Below are 17,028 nucleotides of genomic sequence, written 5' to 3' on the forward strand. Positions count from 1 at the left end.
TCCGATGGCGCTGACCATTTCTGCTTCCTGCCGACCGAAGTCCGCCTCCTCGCGCGGCCGTCGGCAGACTCCTTCGAAGGAGCTTCGAAACGCCATGAAAGTCACCCCCGACGCCCTGCGCGGCGTCACCGTGTTCGTCGGCGGCCCGATCCAGCACGCCTTGGTGCCCGGCGGGATGGCGGCGCCGATCCACGACTTCCTGAGACTGACCATCGACCAGTCGCGGCAGGCCGGCGCCACCGTGCTGTCCGCACACGTGGCCGAACGATTCGGCGCCGACACCGCTTCGTTCACCCCCGAAGAGGTGTCCGTGCGCGACTACGCATGGATGCTCGAATGCGATGTGTTCGTGCCGGTCCTGCCGGTGCTCGACGGCACCCTGCTGCGCACGGACGGCACGCACATCGAACTGGGCTGGGCCAGCGCGCTGGGCCGCCCCATCGTGGGCATCACCGACCAGCCCTTCTCCGAGTCGGCCAGCCACCTGCTCAAGGGACTCGCCCAGGTCGCTGCCGCAACGTTCCTGTCCGCCAAGGAGATCGCCAAGGACCCGGCACTGCTGGTCGACGGCGTGCTCGCGGCCCTGGGCCGGACCAGGGCGGCGGCCTGACATGGCGGCCCTGACCCACCTGCTGGGAATGCACCTGGCCAATCCGGTCGTGGTCGGCTCCGGCCTGCTCACCGACCAGGAGCGCAACATCCGCAGGCTGCTGGACGCCGGCGCGGGCGCGGTGGTCACCAAGACCATCCACCCCAACCCGCCGATCGGCCTGGACGAGCGCCTCGTCAGGCTGCCCACCGGCATGATCAACAGCACCACCTACTCCAAACGGTCCGTCGAGCACTGGGTGCGCATCCTGCGCGACCTGACCCGGGACGGGCTGCCGGTCATCGCGTCGCTGCACGCCGACAGCCCGGCGGAACTCGCCGAGTTGGCGGCCCGCGTGGAGGCGACGGGCTGCCAGGCCCTGGAACTGGGCATCTCCTGCCTCAACGAGGAGGACGGCCTCGACGACACCCCCGAGCGGGTGCACGCCTACACCGCGGCCACCCGCGCCGCGACGCGGGTGCCGTTCTCGGTCAAGCTGGCCAGTGGGGAGGGCCTGCACGCCCGGGCCTTCGCCGCCGCCCGGGCCGGCGCCGACGCGGTGACCATCAGCGACACCCTGCCCGCCGCCGCCGTGCACCCGGAGACCGGCGACCTCCAACTCGGCGGCGTGTTCGGCTACTCCGGACCGGGCATCAAGCCGCTCGTGCTGGCCTCCCTGTGGAAACTGCGCCGAGCCGGGTTCACCCTCCCCGTGCTGGCCTCCGGCGGCGTGCAGTCGGGCCGGGACGTGCACGACTACCTGGCGGTCGGCGCGGTGGTGGCCCAGGTCTACACCGCGCTGCACACCGACATGTACCCCACGCTCGCCCGGATCGTGGCCGAGACCACCGGAACGGGGAACACCGACGCGGGGACCACCGACGCCGGGAACACCGGCCTGGCCCTCGAACCCGCCACCGGCGCGAACCGATCCGGGCAGGTGCGGCCATGACCCCCCGCAGCGCCGGACCGCAGCTGTGCGACCTGAGCAGCGCCGACGTCCTGGCGGCCACCGCCGGGCGGACCGTGGTGTGGCCGGTGGGAGCCACCGAACAGCACGGTCCGCACCTGCCGCTGTCCGTGGACACCGTGCTCGCCGAAGCGTTCGCCCGACAGATCGCCTACGAGCTGAACGCCCTGACCCTGCCGACGCAGTCCATCGCGGCGCGGTCGCTGCCGCAGAGCGGCGGCGGCCTGGCCTTCCCCGGCACCGTCTACGTGCGCGGCCGGTCCCTGCTGGCCTTCCTGGAGGACGCGCTGGAGTCGCTGTGCGCCCTGCCGTGGCGCCGACTGCTGGTCGTCAACGGCCACTTCGAGAACGAGCCGTTCCTCTTCGAGGCCCTCGACGAGGTCGCCCGACGGCCGGCGGCCGCGGGCAAGGAGTTCGTCGCGCTGAGCTGGTGGAGCCTGGTCGACACCGACTGGCTCGCCGGGAGGGTGCCGCTCTTCCCGGGGTGGCACGCCGAGCACGCGGGGATCACCGAGACCAGCCTGATGCTCTACCTCCGCCCGGAGCTGGTCTCGCCCGCACGGCCCGACCACGCCGACCCACCCCGACCGGGGATCTACCTGCACCCCGCCGACGTGAGCCGAACGACCAACCAGGGCGTCCTGTCCAGCACTTCGGGCTCCACCGCCGCCCTGGGCAAGGAGCTCTTCTGGCACGTGGTCTCGGCCGCGGTCGACCTGGTGTCGAAGAACAACGGACTGCTGCACGAGGAGAAGAGATGACCGTACCCACCCTCTGCGTGAGCAACGCCGTCGACACCCTGCGCGACTTCGCCGTCCGCGCCGACGACGTCGACGAGCTGCTGTCGGAGTGCTACGCCCAGCAGGACCAGGCGCTGTTCTGGGGGCCGCTGGACAAGATGCTCATCACCTACGAGCCGATCGGAGAACTGGACTGGCAGCGGAAGTTCCTGGAGATCGACGGTGTGGTGAACCTCAGCCCGGCGGGCCGCACCGGCTCGCTGTTCGCCGACATGCTCGCCGATCCCGAACTGATGGCCGCCGTGGCCGCCCACGCCGGGCCGGGCCGCAGACTCCGGCTGATCCCGCACACCACCACCGCCGACCTGTGGCGGTTCACCGAAGCCCTGCGCAGCCGGTACGACGTGGTGACCGAACTGCCGGAGAGCCCGCCGCAGCAGACCCTGCGCGACCTGCTGGACACCAAGACCGGCCTGCGCGACCTGGCCACCGACCTCGGCATGACCGACGGCCCCTGCCGCATCCCGCCCGGCACGCACTGCGCCGGGAAGCAGGACGTACCGGCCGCCGTCCGGGACATGCTCGCGACCGGCACACCGTGCATCGTCAAGGCGGACCGCGGCGAGGCGAGCCTCGGCCTGCTGATCTTCCGGCCCGGCGACGACGACATCGCCGAACGCCTGGCCGGAAGCACGTTCTACGACGAAGACGCCGTGGTCGTCGAGGAGTTCCTCCACGGCGACATCACCTTCCCGTCCGTGGAGTACATGGTGCCCGCGGACGCCCCGCCCCACCTCTGCTACACGACCGACATGCTGTTCGAGGGCGCCACGCACCTGCGCGGCAACGTCACCGCGCGCGAACTGCGCCGCGCATGGTGGTACCGCCCGCTCACCGAGGGCGGACTCCGGCTGGCCGAGGAGATGCAACGGCGCGGCTACCGCGGGCGCTTCGGCATCGACGCGATCGCCCGCGACGGCGTCGTCTACCTGCACGACCTCAACGCCCGCCGTACCGGGTCGAGTCACGTGCACGAGTTCGGCGAGCACCTCATCGGCCCCGGCTACCTCGACACCCACGCGGTCGGCAACTACGACTTCTACGGCCTGCCGACCGGGCTGTACCTGCCGGAGGTGCTGCGCCTGCTCGGACCGCTCGTGGCCTCGCCCCGACACGCCGACCGAGGTGTGGTCCCGACCGAGCTGACGGACCTTCAAACTGGCAGACTGAGCTGCATGTTCTACGCACCCAGCCTCGCCGAACTGCACGACCTGATCGACCGGGCCAGGACGGCTCTGGACCTCGGCCGGTGAGCAGTACGCTGCCCGTGGTCGGGACGGCCCGGCGCTGGCTGGTGCTGACCGTGGTGCTGCTGTGCTTCCTGCCCGCCGCCGTGGACGTCACCATCCTCACCATCACCGTCCCGACCCTCGCCCACGAACTGCAGGCCTCCCCGACCGAACTGCTGTGGGCGGTCGACGTCTACTCGCTCCTGATGGTCGGACTGGTGCTGGTCAGCGGGCCGTTGGGCGACCGGATCGGGCACAAGCGGCTGCTGCTGGCCGGACTGGGCGTCTTCAGCGCGGCCTCGGCACTGTGCGCGGTGGCACCCGGCCCGCCGGCCCTGATCGGCGCCCGGGCCCTGCTGGCGATCGGCGCGTCGATGATCATCCCGGCCACGCTGGCGCTGATCCGGCAGACCTTCGGCGACGGCCGCGACCACGCGGTGGCCATCGGGGCATGGAGCGCGGTCGCCGCCGGCGCCTCGGCGCTGGGGCCGGTGGCCGGCGGCTTCCTGCTCCAACACTTCTGGTGGGGCTCGATCTTCCTGGTCAACCTGCCGATCGTGGCACTGGCCGTGCCCGCCGTGGCACTGCTGCTGCGCAACGAGGTCGAGTCCGAACGGCAACCGTGGGAGGCCACCTCGCCCCTGCTCTCGATGGTGGGGTTCCTGGGCTGCGCCTACGCCATCATCGCCTTCACCCACGACGGCGTCGGCATCCCGGAGGTGGTGCTGCCGGCGGCGGCGGGCCTGACCGCGCTGGTGCTGTTCGTGCGACGGCAGCAGCGGATGCCGCACCCGATGCTGGACCTGTCCCTGTTCCGGCTGCCCGGACTGCGCGCCGGAGTGGTGGCCTCGGTGCTGCCGGTGCTGGTGATGGTCGGCTTCGAACTCCAACTGGTGCAGTACCTGCAGATCGCCAAGGGGCTGTCGGCGGAGGCCGCCGCGCTGTACCTGATCCCGATGCCGTTGGCCGCGACGGTGGCGGGGCCGGTGGGCGGACTGCTCCTCTCCCGCCTGGGACAACCGCGCGCCGGCGTGCCCGCCGGCCTGCTGCTCGCGGCGACCGGATACGTCCTGGCCGCCTCCGGGACGGTGGTCCCGCTCGGGCTGGCCCTGATCGGGTTCGGCCACGGCCTGGTCCAGATGGTCGCCTCGAACCTGATCATGACCACCGCGCCGTCCTCCCAGGCGGGCGCGGCGGCGGGCATCGAGTCCGTCGCCTACGAGGCCGGCGCCGGCCTGGGCATCGCCGTCTTCGGCACGGTCACCACGGTGGCCTACCGGCTGCTCCTCCCCCCGGGCACGTCATCGTCCCCGCTGGACGCGGGCGCCTCCCCGGAAACCGCCCAGGCCTTCACCGACGCCTTCCACACCACCACCTGGCTGGCTGCCGCCCTCACCCTGGCCACGATCCTCCTGGCCACCCCGATGAGGACGTCGACGCGGTCCGCAACACCCTGCGCATCCGGCGCATCCGCAGACGCCTCGACGTCCCCGGCCCCACCGGATCCGGGGACGAGCAGCACACCGAGCAGGAGACAGCCGAACGAACGCACCTGACGGCGCGGACGGCGGTCCTCCACGACTGTCCGGCGCGGCGGCGCAGAAGCGGGGCGGCGCAGGGCCCGTGTGCACGGCGGCCCCGCCGGGATGATCCTGAAGAGCAGGGGCAGCGACACACGAGGCGGCGATGGACACCACACCCGCAGCACCGGGAGAGACCGAGGCCTGGGTCGTGGCGCAGCCCGGGCCGGTGGGTCCGGCGCGCCCGGGGCCGTTGGTGTGGGAGCGGCGGCCGCTGTCCGCGCCCGGACCGCAGGAGATCCTGGTGGAGGTGGAGGCGTGCGGGGTGTGCCGTACGGACCTGCACCTGGCGGAGGGGGATCTCGCTCCCCGGATGGCGCGGTGCTCGCCGGGGCACGAGGTGGTCGGGCTCGTGCGGGCGGCCGGTCCCGCGGTCGAGGAGTTCGCCGTCGGGGACCGCGCCGGGGTGGCCTGGCTGGCCCGGACCTGCGGCAGCTGCGGGTACTGCCGGACCGGGCGGGAGAACCTCTGCCCGGATTCCCGCTACACCGGCTGGGACCGGCACGGCGGCTACGCCCGCCACGTGGTCGCGGACGCCCGTTTCGCCTACCGCCTGCCCGAAGGGCCGCCCGCCGAGGAGCTCGCCCCGCTGCTGTGCGCCGGGATCATCGGCTACCGGGCGCTGGAGCGGGCCGAGCTGCCGTCGGGCGGGCTCCTGGGCATCTACGGCTTCGGCGCGTCCGCGCACCTGACCGCCCAGCTCGCCCTCGCCCGCGGTGCCCGGGTGGCCGCGTTCACCCGGGGTGCGGAGGCCCGACGGCTGGCGCTGGAGCTCGGCGCCGAGTTCGCCGGCGACTCGTACGACCCGCCCCCCGAGCCGCTGGACGCCGCCGTCCTGTTCGCCCCGGTCGGCGAACTGGTGCCGGTCGCCCTCGCGGCGCTGGACCGGGGCGGCACGCTCGCGGTGGCCGGCATCCACCTCAGCGACATCCCGCCACTGAACTACCAGCGGCACCTGTTCCAGGAGCGCACGCTGCGCAGCGTCACCGCCAACACCCGGGCCGACGGACGGGCCTACCTGGCCGAGGCCACCCGGACCCGCCCGGTGGTCCACGTGCGCCGCTACGGGCTGCGGCACGCCGACGCGGCCCTCGGCGACCTCGCCGCGGGCCGCGTGACCGGAGTCGCGGTGCTCGTCCCGGAGTAGCCGAAGGCGGGCCGGGCCCCGACGACCGTGGCGCCATCCGCCTCGGGCCCTCCGGGCGCTCCGGGGCAGGTCGGGGCGTCCGGGAACCGGTAGGTGACGTGGGCTACTTGCGCTGGAGCTTGACGGCGTCGTCGCGGACCCAGTCGAAGTGGCCGCCCTGGCCCTGCGGCGTCTCGTAGAAGGTGTGGCCGTCCCACTTGGTCGCGCTGCCGGTGAACTTGACGCACTGGTCCATGCGCCAGCGGGTGCCCAGGTTGGTGAAGCCGCCGACCTCGTTCCAGGTCCGGATCCAGTCGGTCAGCTGGCGGTTGGGCTCACCGTAGACCCGGATGTCCGCCCGCCAGGCGTCCGCGAGGTCCTTGGTGACCCTGGCGTCGCAGTTCACGTTCTCCGCGACATCGCGCAGCTGGTCCACGTCCACGAGGTAGGACTCCACGTAGCCGCCCTCGCCCCTCTTGACCACCCCCTTGGCGAACTGCTTGTACACCGCGCCCTTGTCGCTCTCCTTGGCGATGCTCCAGTAACCGTCCCAGCCGGTGTACCAGCCGGGGGCGTACTTGTTCTCGTCCAGCTCGATGAAACAGGTGTCCTTCGCGACGCTCCGGACCGTACCCTGGGCCCGGCGGAAGCTGCCGTCGGCGTAGCTCAGGTAGGAGACCGCCTCCACCTTCGTCCACCCCGCGCAGGCCTCGGCAGCCGCCGGGGCCTGGGGCTGGGCGACGGCCTGCGTGCCGCCGCCCAGCGCGAGCACGGCGGTGACGGCCACGACAGCGGCGATCGGGACCTTGGGACTTGCCACAGGGACTCCTTCAATCTGATGAGTTGTCAAGAACCGTAGCAACCAGCACCAAGATCGAAAAGCCTCGCCCGGCAAACGTCAGCGCCGAGCCGACCGGACACACCCGCCTCGGGCCCACACGCCCCGTCCGCCGTCGTGTTCACCGCCCTGGCCGCGCTGCCCGGGATGGATCGCGAGCACATTTTCACGTCGCCCCGCTGCGGTCGTGGATGACCCCTGAACCGTCCGGCTCCGCGGCCGTTTCAGCTGTCCGGCTTGCTCGCGCCGGGCGCGGAGAAACGACGCCGGTCCCGGTGGCACTGAGCCCGGCGTGCAGCATCTGCCGCCGGCATGACGGGACGCCGAGAAGGTGTCAGCGGCCTGTCGTACAGTCGCCACCTGTGACGCCGACCCTGATGACGTACGCGGGCACCACCGAGCCCTGCGCACAAGCCGTGTTCCTGTGGCAGTGCTGACACCAGCAACCTCCCGCCCCCGCCCGGAGGACCGAACCGCACTGGAGCAACTACGCACGCTGCTCGGGGAACCCTCGTGCTGGGGCCGGGCCACACCCGCCATCTGGGAGGCCAGCGAGCGGTACCTCGGCTTCCGGCTGCCCGCCGACTTCAAGGCGTTCCTCGACCTGTACGGCCCCGGCTCGGTGGACGGCTACCTGACGATCGACCGGCCGATGGACACCACACCGGCCGAGCTGGAGCGCCACTGGGGACCCCAACCCGAGCGTCCAAGCTGGTACGGCGAGATCGCCGAGGGCTGCTGGGAGGTGGACGAGTCCGACGTCCAATCGGGCGTTCTGCTGCTATGGGGCAGCGACGAGCACGGCAGCCGGTACTTCTTCCGCGCGGTCGAGGACGTGGACCGGGCGCCCGGCCCCTCGGCTGCTCTGGATCTCCTGTCGGTGCGTGTTCGCGTGTCGCTCGGCGGGGACCCGTCCGGAGTTTCCCGAGCATGGTTTCCTGGCCGAGGCAGCGAGCCGACGGTGACACGGGAGGCCAGGTGGCGGGTCCGGGCGGGTTCCCCTCGCGGGGGGTGTGGCGGCGGCCGGCATTCCGGTGGGTGGACGTGCTGGTGGTCGTGGCACTGATCGCTTTCCTGTACGGCCTGCTGCGGCTCGCCCCGTCGCTGAACGCGCCGTTCCTGCCCAGCACGGCTCCTGACACGGTGTCGACGGACCCGACGAACCTGCCGTACTACGCGGTGCGCTCGCTGGTGCGGATGTTCGCGGCGCTGGTGGCGTCGGTGGTGTTCACCTTCGTGTACGCCACCGCCGCGGCACGGCTCCGGCGGGCGGACAAAGTGCTGCTGCCGGTGCTGGACATCCTGCAGTCCGTGCCGGTGCTGGGCTTCCTGTCGGTGACGGTGACCGCGTTCATCGCCCTGTTCCCCGGCTCGATCCTGGGCCTGGAGTGCGCCTCGATCTTCGCGATCTTCACCGCGATGGCCTGGAACATGACCTTCGCCTTCTACTACTCCCTCGTCTCCCAGCCCAAGGAGCTGGACGAGGCCGCGCGGGTGATGCGGCTGACGAAGTGGCAGCGGTTCTGGCAGCTCGACGTGCCCTCCGGGATGATCCCGCTGGTGTGGAACGGCATGATGAGCTTCGGCGGCGCCTGGTTCTTCCTCGCCGCCTCCGAGACCATCAGCGTCCTCAACCACCGCTACGCGCTGCCCGGCATGGGGTCCTACGCCGCGGCCGCCATCGCCGCCGGCGACCTGGGCCAGGTCGGCATCGCGATCGCCGTGATGGTGGTCATGGTGATGGGCGTGAACGTGCTGTTCTGGCGGCCCATGGTCGCCTGGTCGGAGCGGTTCCGGGTGGAGGAGTCGGAGGCCGCCGAGCGCCCCCGCAGTCTGATGCTCGACCTGTTGCGCCGTTCGAGCGTCCCCGAACGGCTCGGGCGCCCGTTGGTGCCGATCGGCCGCGTGCTGGACCGGGCGAGCCGGCCGTTCGGGCTGGCCGAGCACCCGATCGGCGGGTCGGCGGCGCGCGAGCGGACGGGGGACGTGTTCTTCGCCGGTGCGGTCAGCGTGCTGGTGCTCTTCGGGGCGTGGAAGGCGTTCGCCTACGTCAGATCCACGGTGGGGCTCGCGGAGTTCGGACACGCGCTGGCCCTGGGAGCGGCGACCTTCAGCCGGGTGGTCATCCTGATCGCGTTCGCGACGGTGGTGTGGGTGCCGATCGGCGTGTGGATCGGCATGAACCCGCGGGTGACCCGCTTCGCCCAGCCAGTTGTGCAGGTCCTGGCGAGCTTCCCGGCGAACTTCGTCTTCCCGTTCGCCACCGCCGCGTTCGTCGCGCTGGGCATCTCGCTGAACGTCGGTGCGATCCTGCTGATGGCGCTGGGCGCGCAGTGGTACATCCTGTTCAACGTGATCGCCGGCGCCTCGGCCATCCCCACCGACCTGCGCGAGGCGATGACCACCTTCCACGTCGGCGGGAGGCTGAAGTGGCGCACCTTCATCCTGCCCGCGATCTTCCCCTCCTACGTCACCGGCGGGATCACGGCGGCCGGCGGGGCGTGGAACGCCTCCATCGTCGCGGAGGTCGTGACCTACGGCTCCCACACGCTGACCGCCACCGGCCTCGGCTCCTACATCACCGAGGCCACCGCCACCGGGGACTTCCCGAAGATCCTGGTCGGCATCGTGGTGATGAGCCTGTACGTCGTCGCCCTCAACCGGCTGTTCTGGCGCCGCCTCTACCGCATCGCCGAGACCCGCTACTCCCTCTGACCTTTCGTACCAGCGAGCGAGGCAGGACCCGTGACCACCGACCACCCGCGCACCCCCGGCCCCCGCCCGACCGGCGCCACGATCGTGTGGGCCGAGCGGGTGACCAAGACGTTCACCACCCCCGATGGCCGGGAGCTGCCGGTCCTGGACGACATCGGCTTCCACCTGGCGGAGGGCGAGATCGTCGCGCTGCTGGGCAAGTCCGGCTCTGGCAAGTCGACCCTGCTGCGGTGCATCGCCGGGCTGATCGCCCCGTCCTCGGGCACCGTCGCCTACCGGGGCGAGCCGCTGACCGGTGCCAACCCGGGTGTGTCGATGGTCTTCCAGTCCTTCGCGCTGCTGCCCTGGCTCACCGTGCAGCAGAACGTCGAACTGGGCCTGCACGCCCAGGGCGTCGGTGAACAGGAGCGGCGCGAGCGGGCACTGAAGGCGATCGACCTGATCGGTCTGGACGGCTTCGAGTCCGCCTACCCCAAGGAGCTGTCCGGTGGCATGCGCCAGCGCGTCGGCTTCGCCCGCGCCCTGGTCGTCGAACCGGACGCGCTGCTGATGGACGAGCCGTTCTCCGCCCTGGACGTGCTGACTGCCGAGAACCTGCGCAACGAACTGGTCGGCCTGTGGGAAGGGCATGAGGCGCCGGTCAAGTCGATCCTGATCGTCACCCACAACATCGAGGAGGCCGTCCTGCTGGCCGACCGCATCCTCGTGCTGGCCGCCAACCCCGGCCGCATCCAGGCCGAACTGCGCGTCGACCTGCCCCGCCCCCGCAACCGCCAGGACCCGCACTTCGAATCCATCGTCGACACCGTCTACGGCATTCTCACCGGCCGGGAGGATGCTGCCGTCGCCGCGGTGGAGCCCACGACGACCGGTGGTGCCGAGCGGCCCGCCCCGACCCCGACCAGCGCGCCGCTGCCGGAGGTCAGCGTCGGCGGGCTGGCGGGCCTGCTGGAAATCCTCGTCGCCCGCGGCGGCGAGGACGGCCTGGCGGAGATCGCCGACGAACTCAACTTCGAGATCGACGACCTCCTGCCCCTGGTCGACGCCGCCGAACTGCTCGACCTCGCGCGCACCGAGGGCCCCCGCATCCGCGTCACCGACGCCGGCCGCGAGTTCGCCGCCGCCGACATCCTCACCAGCAAGCAGCTCTTCGCCCACCACGCCGCCAGCCGCGCCCCGCTCGTGCGGGCCATCGTCCAGGCCCTGGCCGCCACCGACGGTCACACCCTGCGCGAAGGATTGTTCCTCGACCTGCTGCGGCGCGGTTTCTCCGCCGAGGACGCGCGCCGCCAACTGGACATCGCCATCGACTGGGGCCGCTACGCCGAGCTGTTCGACTACGACTCCGGCGACGGCGAACTCACTCTGGACCCCGGCGCGCAGGACGCCCTGTAGGCGGGGTGCGTGCCTCAGTCCTTCCGGGGGGCCGCCTCGTCGGCGAGCAGGCGGACCACGTCGGCGGGAAGGCTCAGGTGGCGCGCGATCCAGCCCGGCGTCGTGGCCGCGGGTGACGAACACCCACGCGGCGCAGAGCGTAGTGCGGGCCCAGCAGCAGCGGCCGTACCGTCTCCATCGGGAAGCCCTCCAGGCTGTGGGCGGAGGCGTCGGGTCCTTGACGCGCCACTGACGTGTGGTCAGGCCAGGGCCTGCTGCTTCGTGTCGCCCTCCTCCAGGTGCCGGTGCAGGTCGCCGGCGCCCGGCTCCGGGGAGAGACGCGAGATGGCCGGCTTGGTGCGTCCGGCCCGCACGCCGTTGCCGATGATGACGATCTCGGCGAGCTCGTGGATCGCGACGACGGCGGCGAGGCCGAGGATGCCGAGGAGGGCGAGCGGCATCAGGCCGAGGATGACCGCCAGGGACAGTCCGACGTTCTGGAGCATGATCCGCCGTGCGCGGCGGGCGTGGTCCAGGGCCTGGGGCAGGTGGCGCAGGTCCTCGCCCATGAGTGCGACGTCGGCGGTCTCGATGGCGACGTCGGTGCCCATCGCTCCCATGGCGATGCCGAGGTCGGCGGTGGCCAGGGCGGGGGCGTCGTTGACGCCGTCGCCGACCATCGCGGTCGGCTGCTGCCGACGCAGTTCGCCGATGATGCGGGCTTTGTCCTCGGGGCGCAGGTCGGCGTGCACGGTGTCGATGCCGGCCTCGGCGGCGAGGGCCTGGGCGGTGCGTTCGTTGTCGCCGGTGAGCATCACCACGGTCAGGCCGCGGGCGTGGAGGCGGTCGATGACCTCGTGGGCCTCGGGGCGCAGTTCGTCGCGTACGGCGATCGCGCCGATCACCGTTGCGTCGTCCTCGACGAGGACGGCGGTGGCGCCGGTGTTCTGCATCGCGGTGACGTCTTCGGACAGCGGGCCGGGCTCGATCCAGCCGGGGCGCCTGAGCCGGACGGGGCGGCCGTCCAGGTGTCCGGTGAGGCCGGCGCCGGTGACCGCCTCGACGTCGGTGGCGGTGGGCACCTCGGGGGCGGCGGCCAGGATGGCCTTGGCCAGGGGGTGTTCGCTGCGGGCCTCCAGCGCGGCGGCCACGGCGAGGACGGTGTCGCGGCTGTGGCCGTCCAGGGTGGCGACGTGGACGACGGTGGGCCGGTTGTGGGTGAGGGTGCCGGTCTTGTCGAGGGCGACGGTGCGTACGGCGCCGAGGGCTTCGAGGGCGGCTCCGCCCTTGACGAGGACGCCGAGCTTGCTGGCCGCGCCGACGGCGGCGACCACGGTGACGGGTACGGAGATGGCGAGTGCGCACGGGGAGGCGGCGACCAGGACGACGAGGGCCCGCTCGATCCAGGTGGCCGGGTCGCCCAGCAGGGAGCCGGTGAGGGCGATGAGGGCGGCGGCGGCCATGATGCCGGGCACCAAAGGCTTGGCGATCTTGTCGGCGAGGCGCTGGCCGGCGCCCTTGCGGGCCTGCTCGGCCTCCACGATCCTGACGATCCGGGCCAGCGAGTTGTCCTCGGCCGTGCTGGTGACCTCGACCTCCAGCGCGCCGGTGCCGTTGATCGCGCCCGCGTACACCTCGCTGCCCGGCCCTGCTTCGACGGGGACGGACTCGCCGGTGATCGCGGAGACGTCCAGGGCGGTGCGGCCGGTGCGGATGGTGCCGTCGGTGGCGATCCGCTCGCCGGGCCTGACCACCATCGTGTCGCCGATGCGCAGCTCGGCCGGAGCGATGGTCTGTTCGGTGCCCTCGCGCAGCACGGTCGCCCGTTCGGGCACCAGGTTCAGCAGGGCGCGCAGGCCCCGACGGGTGCGGGCCAGGGAGTACTCCTCCAGGCCCTCGCTGATGGAGTAGAGGAAGGCCAGCATGGCGGCCTCGCCGACCTCGCCGAGGACGACCGCGCCGACGGCGGCGATCGTCATCAGCGTGCCGACCCCGACCCTGCCCTTGGCCAGGCGGCGCAGCGTGGAGGGTAGGAAGCTCCAGGTGCCGACGACGAGGGCGAGCGCGTTCAGCGCGGTCACCACGGTGTCGGACGCGCCGGACCAGCCGGCGGTCAGGCCGGCCAGCAGCAGGACGCCGGCCACGGTGGCGGCCCGCAGCTCACCGACCTCCCACAGCTTCTCCGGTGCGCGCTCCTCCGCGCCCTCCGCGGTCTTCCTGTCGTCGCCGCAGCCGCAGGCATCGCTCATCGGTCGCCTCCGGTGCTGTCCGGGGCGGGCGCCGCCGGGGTGCCGTAGGTGGGGCAGAGGTCGACGGCCTCGCCGGTCGCGGCGAGCAGCTGCTCGGCCGAGGCCAGCAGGTCCAGCAGTTCCGGACGGGCCAGGAAGTACAGGGAGGCCCGGCCCTGGGGGCGGGAGTCGACCAGGCCGCAGTCCCGCAGGCACGCCAGGTGCGCCGACACGGTGGACTGGGCCAGGCCCACGCAGCCGACCAGGTCCACGACCTTGGCCTCGCCCCCGGCCAGGCGCATCAGGATCGCGAGGCGGGCCGGGTCGCCGAGGGAGCGGAACAGGGCCACCGCTGCCGAGGGCGCCCTGCACGAGGTGGTGGCCGCGGGCCCGACCCCTGCACTATTCATCGTCATGGGACGATGATAGCTATATGAGACGATGCCATCGTCCTGGACAGTGCAGGCGAACGCACCTGAGGCGGGCCGTCGACCCGGGACCCGCGAACCTTTCGGGCATCGCCCCTGCGGCACCGTCGGTCGGCTGACATCTGACGGGGCGGCCCGAAGGGGCGGACGACCGGTGAGGATCGTTGCCATGACCTACGTGATCGAAGCTGCTCACCCGGCCGACTCCGCGCAGCTGGGGCCGCTGCTGCTGAGGGCCTGGCTCCAGACATACCCCAACCCGGAGGCGGGGATCGACGAGGACTGGATCCGTGAGCATCGCGGCTCGTCGGCCACCGCGGAAGGCATCGACCAGTGGCGGGAGTTCATCGAGGCAGCGAACCGGCAACCGGACGTGCTGTTCTGCCGTGTCGTACGCTCTGGAACCGAGATCGTCGGCGTTCTCTGCGGGCGCCGCGGCGAGGTGGTCACCCTCGGACCGATGTATCTGCTGGAACACGTCCAGGGCCAGGGACTCGGTGGCCGCATGATGACCGAGTTCCTCACCTGGGCCGCAGCCGCACCCATATGCCTGTGGGCCACCGACTACAACGACAGCGCGGTCCGCTTCTACCAGCGCCACGGATTCGAGATCACGGGCGAGCGAGAGCTCTGGCAGGGAAGGCTGCCCAACCTCCGTATGACCCGCGAGGCCGCACCCGGCACCACCCACAGCTGAGCGATCCGCCGGGGCAGCAACCGCCTCGACGGTCCGGCGCCGTCCGGCAGTACGAGGCCGCACCCACGCGGGGAGCGTGGGTGCGGCCGTGGGTCGTGGGGTCGTGCGGCTACGGGGCTCAGTGGGTGCGGCGGCTCCTCAGCAGCAGGAGCGCGCCCGCCGCGACGGTGCCGAGCGCGGAGAAGCCGATGAAGGGCAGGACCCGGCCCATGTTGCTTCCGGTCTCAGGGAGTTGGCCGCCGTGTCCGGGCGGAGGGGTGTGGGTCGGGCTCGGGCTGGGCGCCGGGCTGGGGCTCGCGGTCGGGCCGGGGCTCGGCGAGGACGTCGGGCTCGGGCTGGGGCTCGGGCTGGGGCTCGGGCTCGGACTCGGCACGGTCACCGGTACCTCGGCGCGGCAGTGCGCGTCGGTGGAGCCGGGGCGGCAGTTGTTCCCGAAGGTGTCGGAGGAGACGGTGTTGCGCAGGACCGCGTCGGCGGCCAGCGGGGAGCGCACGGTGACGGAGTAGTCGATGGTCGCGGTGGCCCCGACGGGCAGGTCCCCGCTCCAGGTCAGCGTGGTCCCGGCGGACTGGACCTGCCCGCGGTCGGCAGTGGCGTCGTTGTTGTACGCGGCGGAGTTCAGCACGCCCGACAGGTCGTCGGTGAGGGTGACCCCGGGGGCGTCGGTCTGGCTGGTGTTGGTGACCTGGATCCGGTAGTGGACGGTGTCGCCGGGCTTGGCCGTGCCGGGGTCGGCGGTCTTGGTGATGGTGTAGGCGGGTACGGCGGCGACGGTGTTGCGGACGGTGTTGCTGGTGCGCTCCTGGGCCCGCTGGGTCTGGCTGCCCTGGAAGTGGAGGGTGGCGGTGTCGTCGAGGTGGGTGCCGACGGCGGCCGAGGCGTCGACGGTGACCTGGAAGGCGACGTCGGCCTCGGCGCCCGGGGGCAGGTCGGGGACGGTGCAGGTGACGGTCTGTCCGCCGGCCCGGCAGGCGGGGTTGGAGGCGGGGACGAAGGTGGTGCCGACCGGGATCGGGTCGGTCACGGTGACGTCGGTCGCGGTGTCGAGGTCCGTGCTGCTGCCGTCCTGGCGGCGGTTGGTCACCGCGAAGGTGTAGGTGATGGTCTCGCCGGGGCCGACCAGGCCGGGCGGGTTGCCGTCGGGGCTGCCGGGCGGGGTGTTGGCCTTGGTGATCCGCAGGTCGGGTTCGAGGGCGTCGAGGGCGAGCCAGGCCGCCTGCGGTTCCAGGGCGTCGCCGGCGCCGCTGATCCGGACCAGGGCCTGCTCGCTGCCGGCCGGGATCTTGCCGGTCACGTCGATCATCCGGGCGTCGTAGCCGTAGTTGTTGATCGGGTCGGGGTCGCGGGTGGTGATGTTGGTCCCGGTGCCGTCCGCGGCGACGTGGTCGATCCGGCTGGTGAACGCGTTGTCGGTGCCGACCCCGTTGGGGCCGGGCATCGGCAGGAGGGTCAGGTTCTCCGGCGTGGAGCCGACGGCCAGGGTGTCCCCGGCGATCGGCGCGTCGCCGTCGCCGACGGTGATCCCCATGGTGGCGCGCGGGGCCGTGGTGGCGGGGGTGCGGATGCCGCCGAGCGTCAGCGTGGTCGAGTTGTCCGGGTCGCGCAGCAGCTGGTAGCCGTCCCAGACCTGGAGGTAGCGCAGCGGCTCGGCCCGGTCCTCGTACGCGACGACGAGTGACCAGCCGCCCCAGCAACCCACGTTGTTTCCACCGTAGTTCTGCGCGGAGGAGCGTCCGCTGCACGCCTGGATGTCGGCGACGGTGTAGCTGCCGGGGCCGGCCGCCCTGACCTCGGCGGTCACGTCCTTGACCGCCCCGCCGGCCAGCAGCGGCTCGGGCGGGTTCCCGCCGACCTTCTGGTCGAACCAGTCGTAGGTGTCGGCGGTCACCTGCTGGTAGCCGCTCGCGCCCGGGACCTTCCAGAAGACCTGGTTGCCCTTGTCGATGTCCCCGGAGGTGCCGTTGGTGCTGGTCCCGGTCGGGTTGAACTGCCAGTACAGGCGGGCGGAGAGGACGTTCGCCCCGGCCGGGAGCAGCAGTTGCGCGGAGGCGGCGTTGGGGCCCGGGGCGTTCGGGTCGACCTTGATGAACTTGGTCCGCCCGTTGTTCGAGCCCTCGGTGTCCGAGCAGACCGTGCCGTCGCTGTCGTCGCAGGTCAGCACCGAGTTGGAGGCCATCGTGAGGTTGCCGTGCGCCAGCAGGTCGACCACCGGGTCCGGCCCGATCGGACGCTGCGTGCCGGCTCCCCGTGGCTTGGGCTCGGCCGCCTTGGCTGCTCCGGTCGCCGGTTTCGCAGCCGACCGGGCGTGACCGGGCCACGGTGCCCCCGCGGAGGCGGCCGGGGCCGGAACGGTCAGCGCGGCGGCGCCCGCACCGAGCACCACCGCCAGCAGCGCGGACAGGACGTGCGGCGGACGCGGCCGCAACCGTCGGACAGATGGCACGGGAACCTCGA

At 72.2% G+C, this 17,028-nt stretch carries 14 protein-coding genes; 10 read left to right on the plus strand and 4 right to left on the minus strand.

Annotated elements, in window-relative coordinates; all coding sequences use genetic code 11:
• Positions 1 to 94 precede the first annotated feature (94 nt).
• The 6 genes from OG556_RS35700 (at position 95) to OG556_RS35725 (ending at position 6,315) form a co-directional block, all read left to right on the plus strand.
• Entirely contained in the window at positions 95 to 610 is a 516-nt protein-coding gene (locus OG556_RS35700; RefSeq protein ID WP_331743686.1) for a hypothetical protein, read from the plus strand.
• 1 nt (position 611) lies between these two features.
• Positions 612 to 1,541, plus strand: coding sequence for a dihydroorotate dehydrogenase (locus OG556_RS35705; protein ID WP_331743689.1), 930 nt, complete (start codon positions 612 to 614; stop codon positions 1,539 to 1,541).
• Positions 1,538 to 2,320 (plus strand): creatininase family protein, encoded by a 783-nt coding sequence (locus OG556_RS35710; RefSeq protein ID WP_331743691.1) that lies wholly within the window; start codon positions 1,538 to 1,540, stop codon positions 2,318 to 2,320. Before OG556_RS35705 ends, OG556_RS35710 begins: the two co-directional genes overlap by 4 nt.
• Positions 2,317 to 3,612: a hypothetical protein gene (locus OG556_RS35715; protein WP_331743694.1), complete on the plus strand. Its 1,296-nt coding sequence runs from the start codon at positions 2,317 to 2,319 to the stop codon at positions 3,610 to 3,612. Before OG556_RS35710 ends, OG556_RS35715 begins: the two co-directional genes overlap by 4 nt.
• Positions 3,609 to 5,144, plus strand: coding sequence for an MFS transporter (locus OG556_RS35720; RefSeq protein WP_331743697.1), 1,536 nt, complete (start codon positions 3,609 to 3,611; stop codon positions 5,142 to 5,144). The genes OG556_RS35715 and OG556_RS35720 overlap by 4 nt, the downstream gene beginning before the upstream one ends.
• Positions 5,145 to 5,274: 130 nt before the next feature.
• Complete coding sequence (locus tag OG556_RS35725) at positions 5,275 to 6,315, plus strand: zinc-dependent alcohol dehydrogenase family protein (RefSeq protein ID WP_331743700.1); 1,041 nt, start codon at positions 5,275 to 5,277, stop codon at positions 6,313 to 6,315.
• A gap of 103 nt (positions 6,316 to 6,418) precedes the next feature.
• Here the strand turns inward: OG556_RS35725 and OG556_RS35730 are convergent, their stop codons facing one another.
• Positions 6,419 to 7,114 carry a hypothetical protein gene (locus OG556_RS35730; protein WP_331743702.1) on the minus strand — a complete coding sequence of 232 codons (696 nt, stop codon included), beginning with the start codon at positions 7,112 to 7,114 and terminating at the stop codon, positions 6,419 to 6,421.
• Between the two features lie 448 nt (positions 7,115 to 7,562).
• Between OG556_RS35730 and OG556_RS35735 the strand changes: the two genes are divergently transcribed.
• Genes OG556_RS35735 through OG556_RS35745 form a run of 3 tightly spaced genes read left to right on the plus strand, consistent with a single transcriptional unit; the run spans position 7,563 to position 11,242 of the window.
• The gene (locus tag OG556_RS35735) at positions 7,563 to 8,198 is read left to right on the plus strand and encodes a hypothetical protein (RefSeq protein WP_331743705.1); all 636 of its coding nucleotides are present in this window, start codon (positions 7,563 to 7,565) and stop codon (positions 8,196 to 8,198) included.
• On the plus strand, positions 8,111 to 9,847 hold the full coding sequence (locus OG556_RS35740; protein WP_331743708.1) for an ABC transporter permease subunit: 1,737 nt from the start codon (positions 8,111 to 8,113) through the stop codon (positions 9,845 to 9,847). Before OG556_RS35735 ends, OG556_RS35740 begins: the two co-directional genes overlap by 88 nt.
• 30 nt (positions 9,848 to 9,877) lie before the next feature.
• Positions 9,878 to 11,242, plus strand: coding sequence for a nitrate/sulfonate/bicarbonate ABC transporter ATP-binding protein (locus OG556_RS35745; RefSeq protein ID WP_371523088.1), 1,365 nt, complete (start codon positions 9,878 to 9,880; stop codon positions 11,240 to 11,242).
• A gap of 239 nt (positions 11,243 to 11,481) precedes the next feature.
• Here the strand turns inward: OG556_RS35745 and OG556_RS35750 are convergent, their stop codons facing one another.
• Both OG556_RS35750 and OG556_RS35755 read right to left on the minus strand, forming a co-directional pair.
• Positions 11,482 to 13,470, minus strand: coding sequence for a cation-translocating P-type ATPase (locus OG556_RS35750; protein WP_331743710.1), 1,989 nt, complete (start codon positions 13,468 to 13,470; stop codon positions 11,482 to 11,484).
• On the minus strand, positions 13,467 to 13,865 hold the full coding sequence (locus OG556_RS35755) for a metalloregulator ArsR/SmtB family transcription factor (RefSeq protein ID WP_331743712.1): 399 nt from the start codon (positions 13,863 to 13,865) through the stop codon (positions 13,467 to 13,469). Before OG556_RS35755 ends, OG556_RS35750 begins: the two co-directional genes overlap by 4 nt.
• Before the next feature lie 181 nt (positions 13,866 to 14,046).
• Here OG556_RS35755 and OG556_RS35760 point away from each other — a divergent pair, with 181 nt between their 5' ends.
• Entirely contained in the window at positions 14,047 to 14,574 is a 528-nt protein-coding gene (locus OG556_RS35760; protein ID WP_331743714.1) for a GNAT family N-acetyltransferase, read from the plus strand.
• 118 nt (positions 14,575 to 14,692) lie between these two features.
• Here OG556_RS35760 and OG556_RS35765 read toward each other — a convergent pair whose 3' ends face one another.
• Positions 14,693 to 17,017 carry a DUF11 domain-containing protein gene (locus tag OG556_RS35765; RefSeq protein ID WP_331743716.1) on the minus strand — a complete coding sequence of 775 codons (2,325 nt, stop codon included), beginning with the start codon at positions 17,015 to 17,017 and terminating at the stop codon, positions 14,693 to 14,695.
• Positions 17,018 to 17,028 lie beyond the last annotated feature (11 nt).

Origin of the sequence: Kitasatospora sp. NBC_01300, from assembly GCF_041435235.1 — a bacterium.
Taxonomy (GTDB): domain Bacteria; phylum Actinomycetota; class Actinomycetes; order Streptomycetales; family Streptomycetaceae; genus Kitasatospora.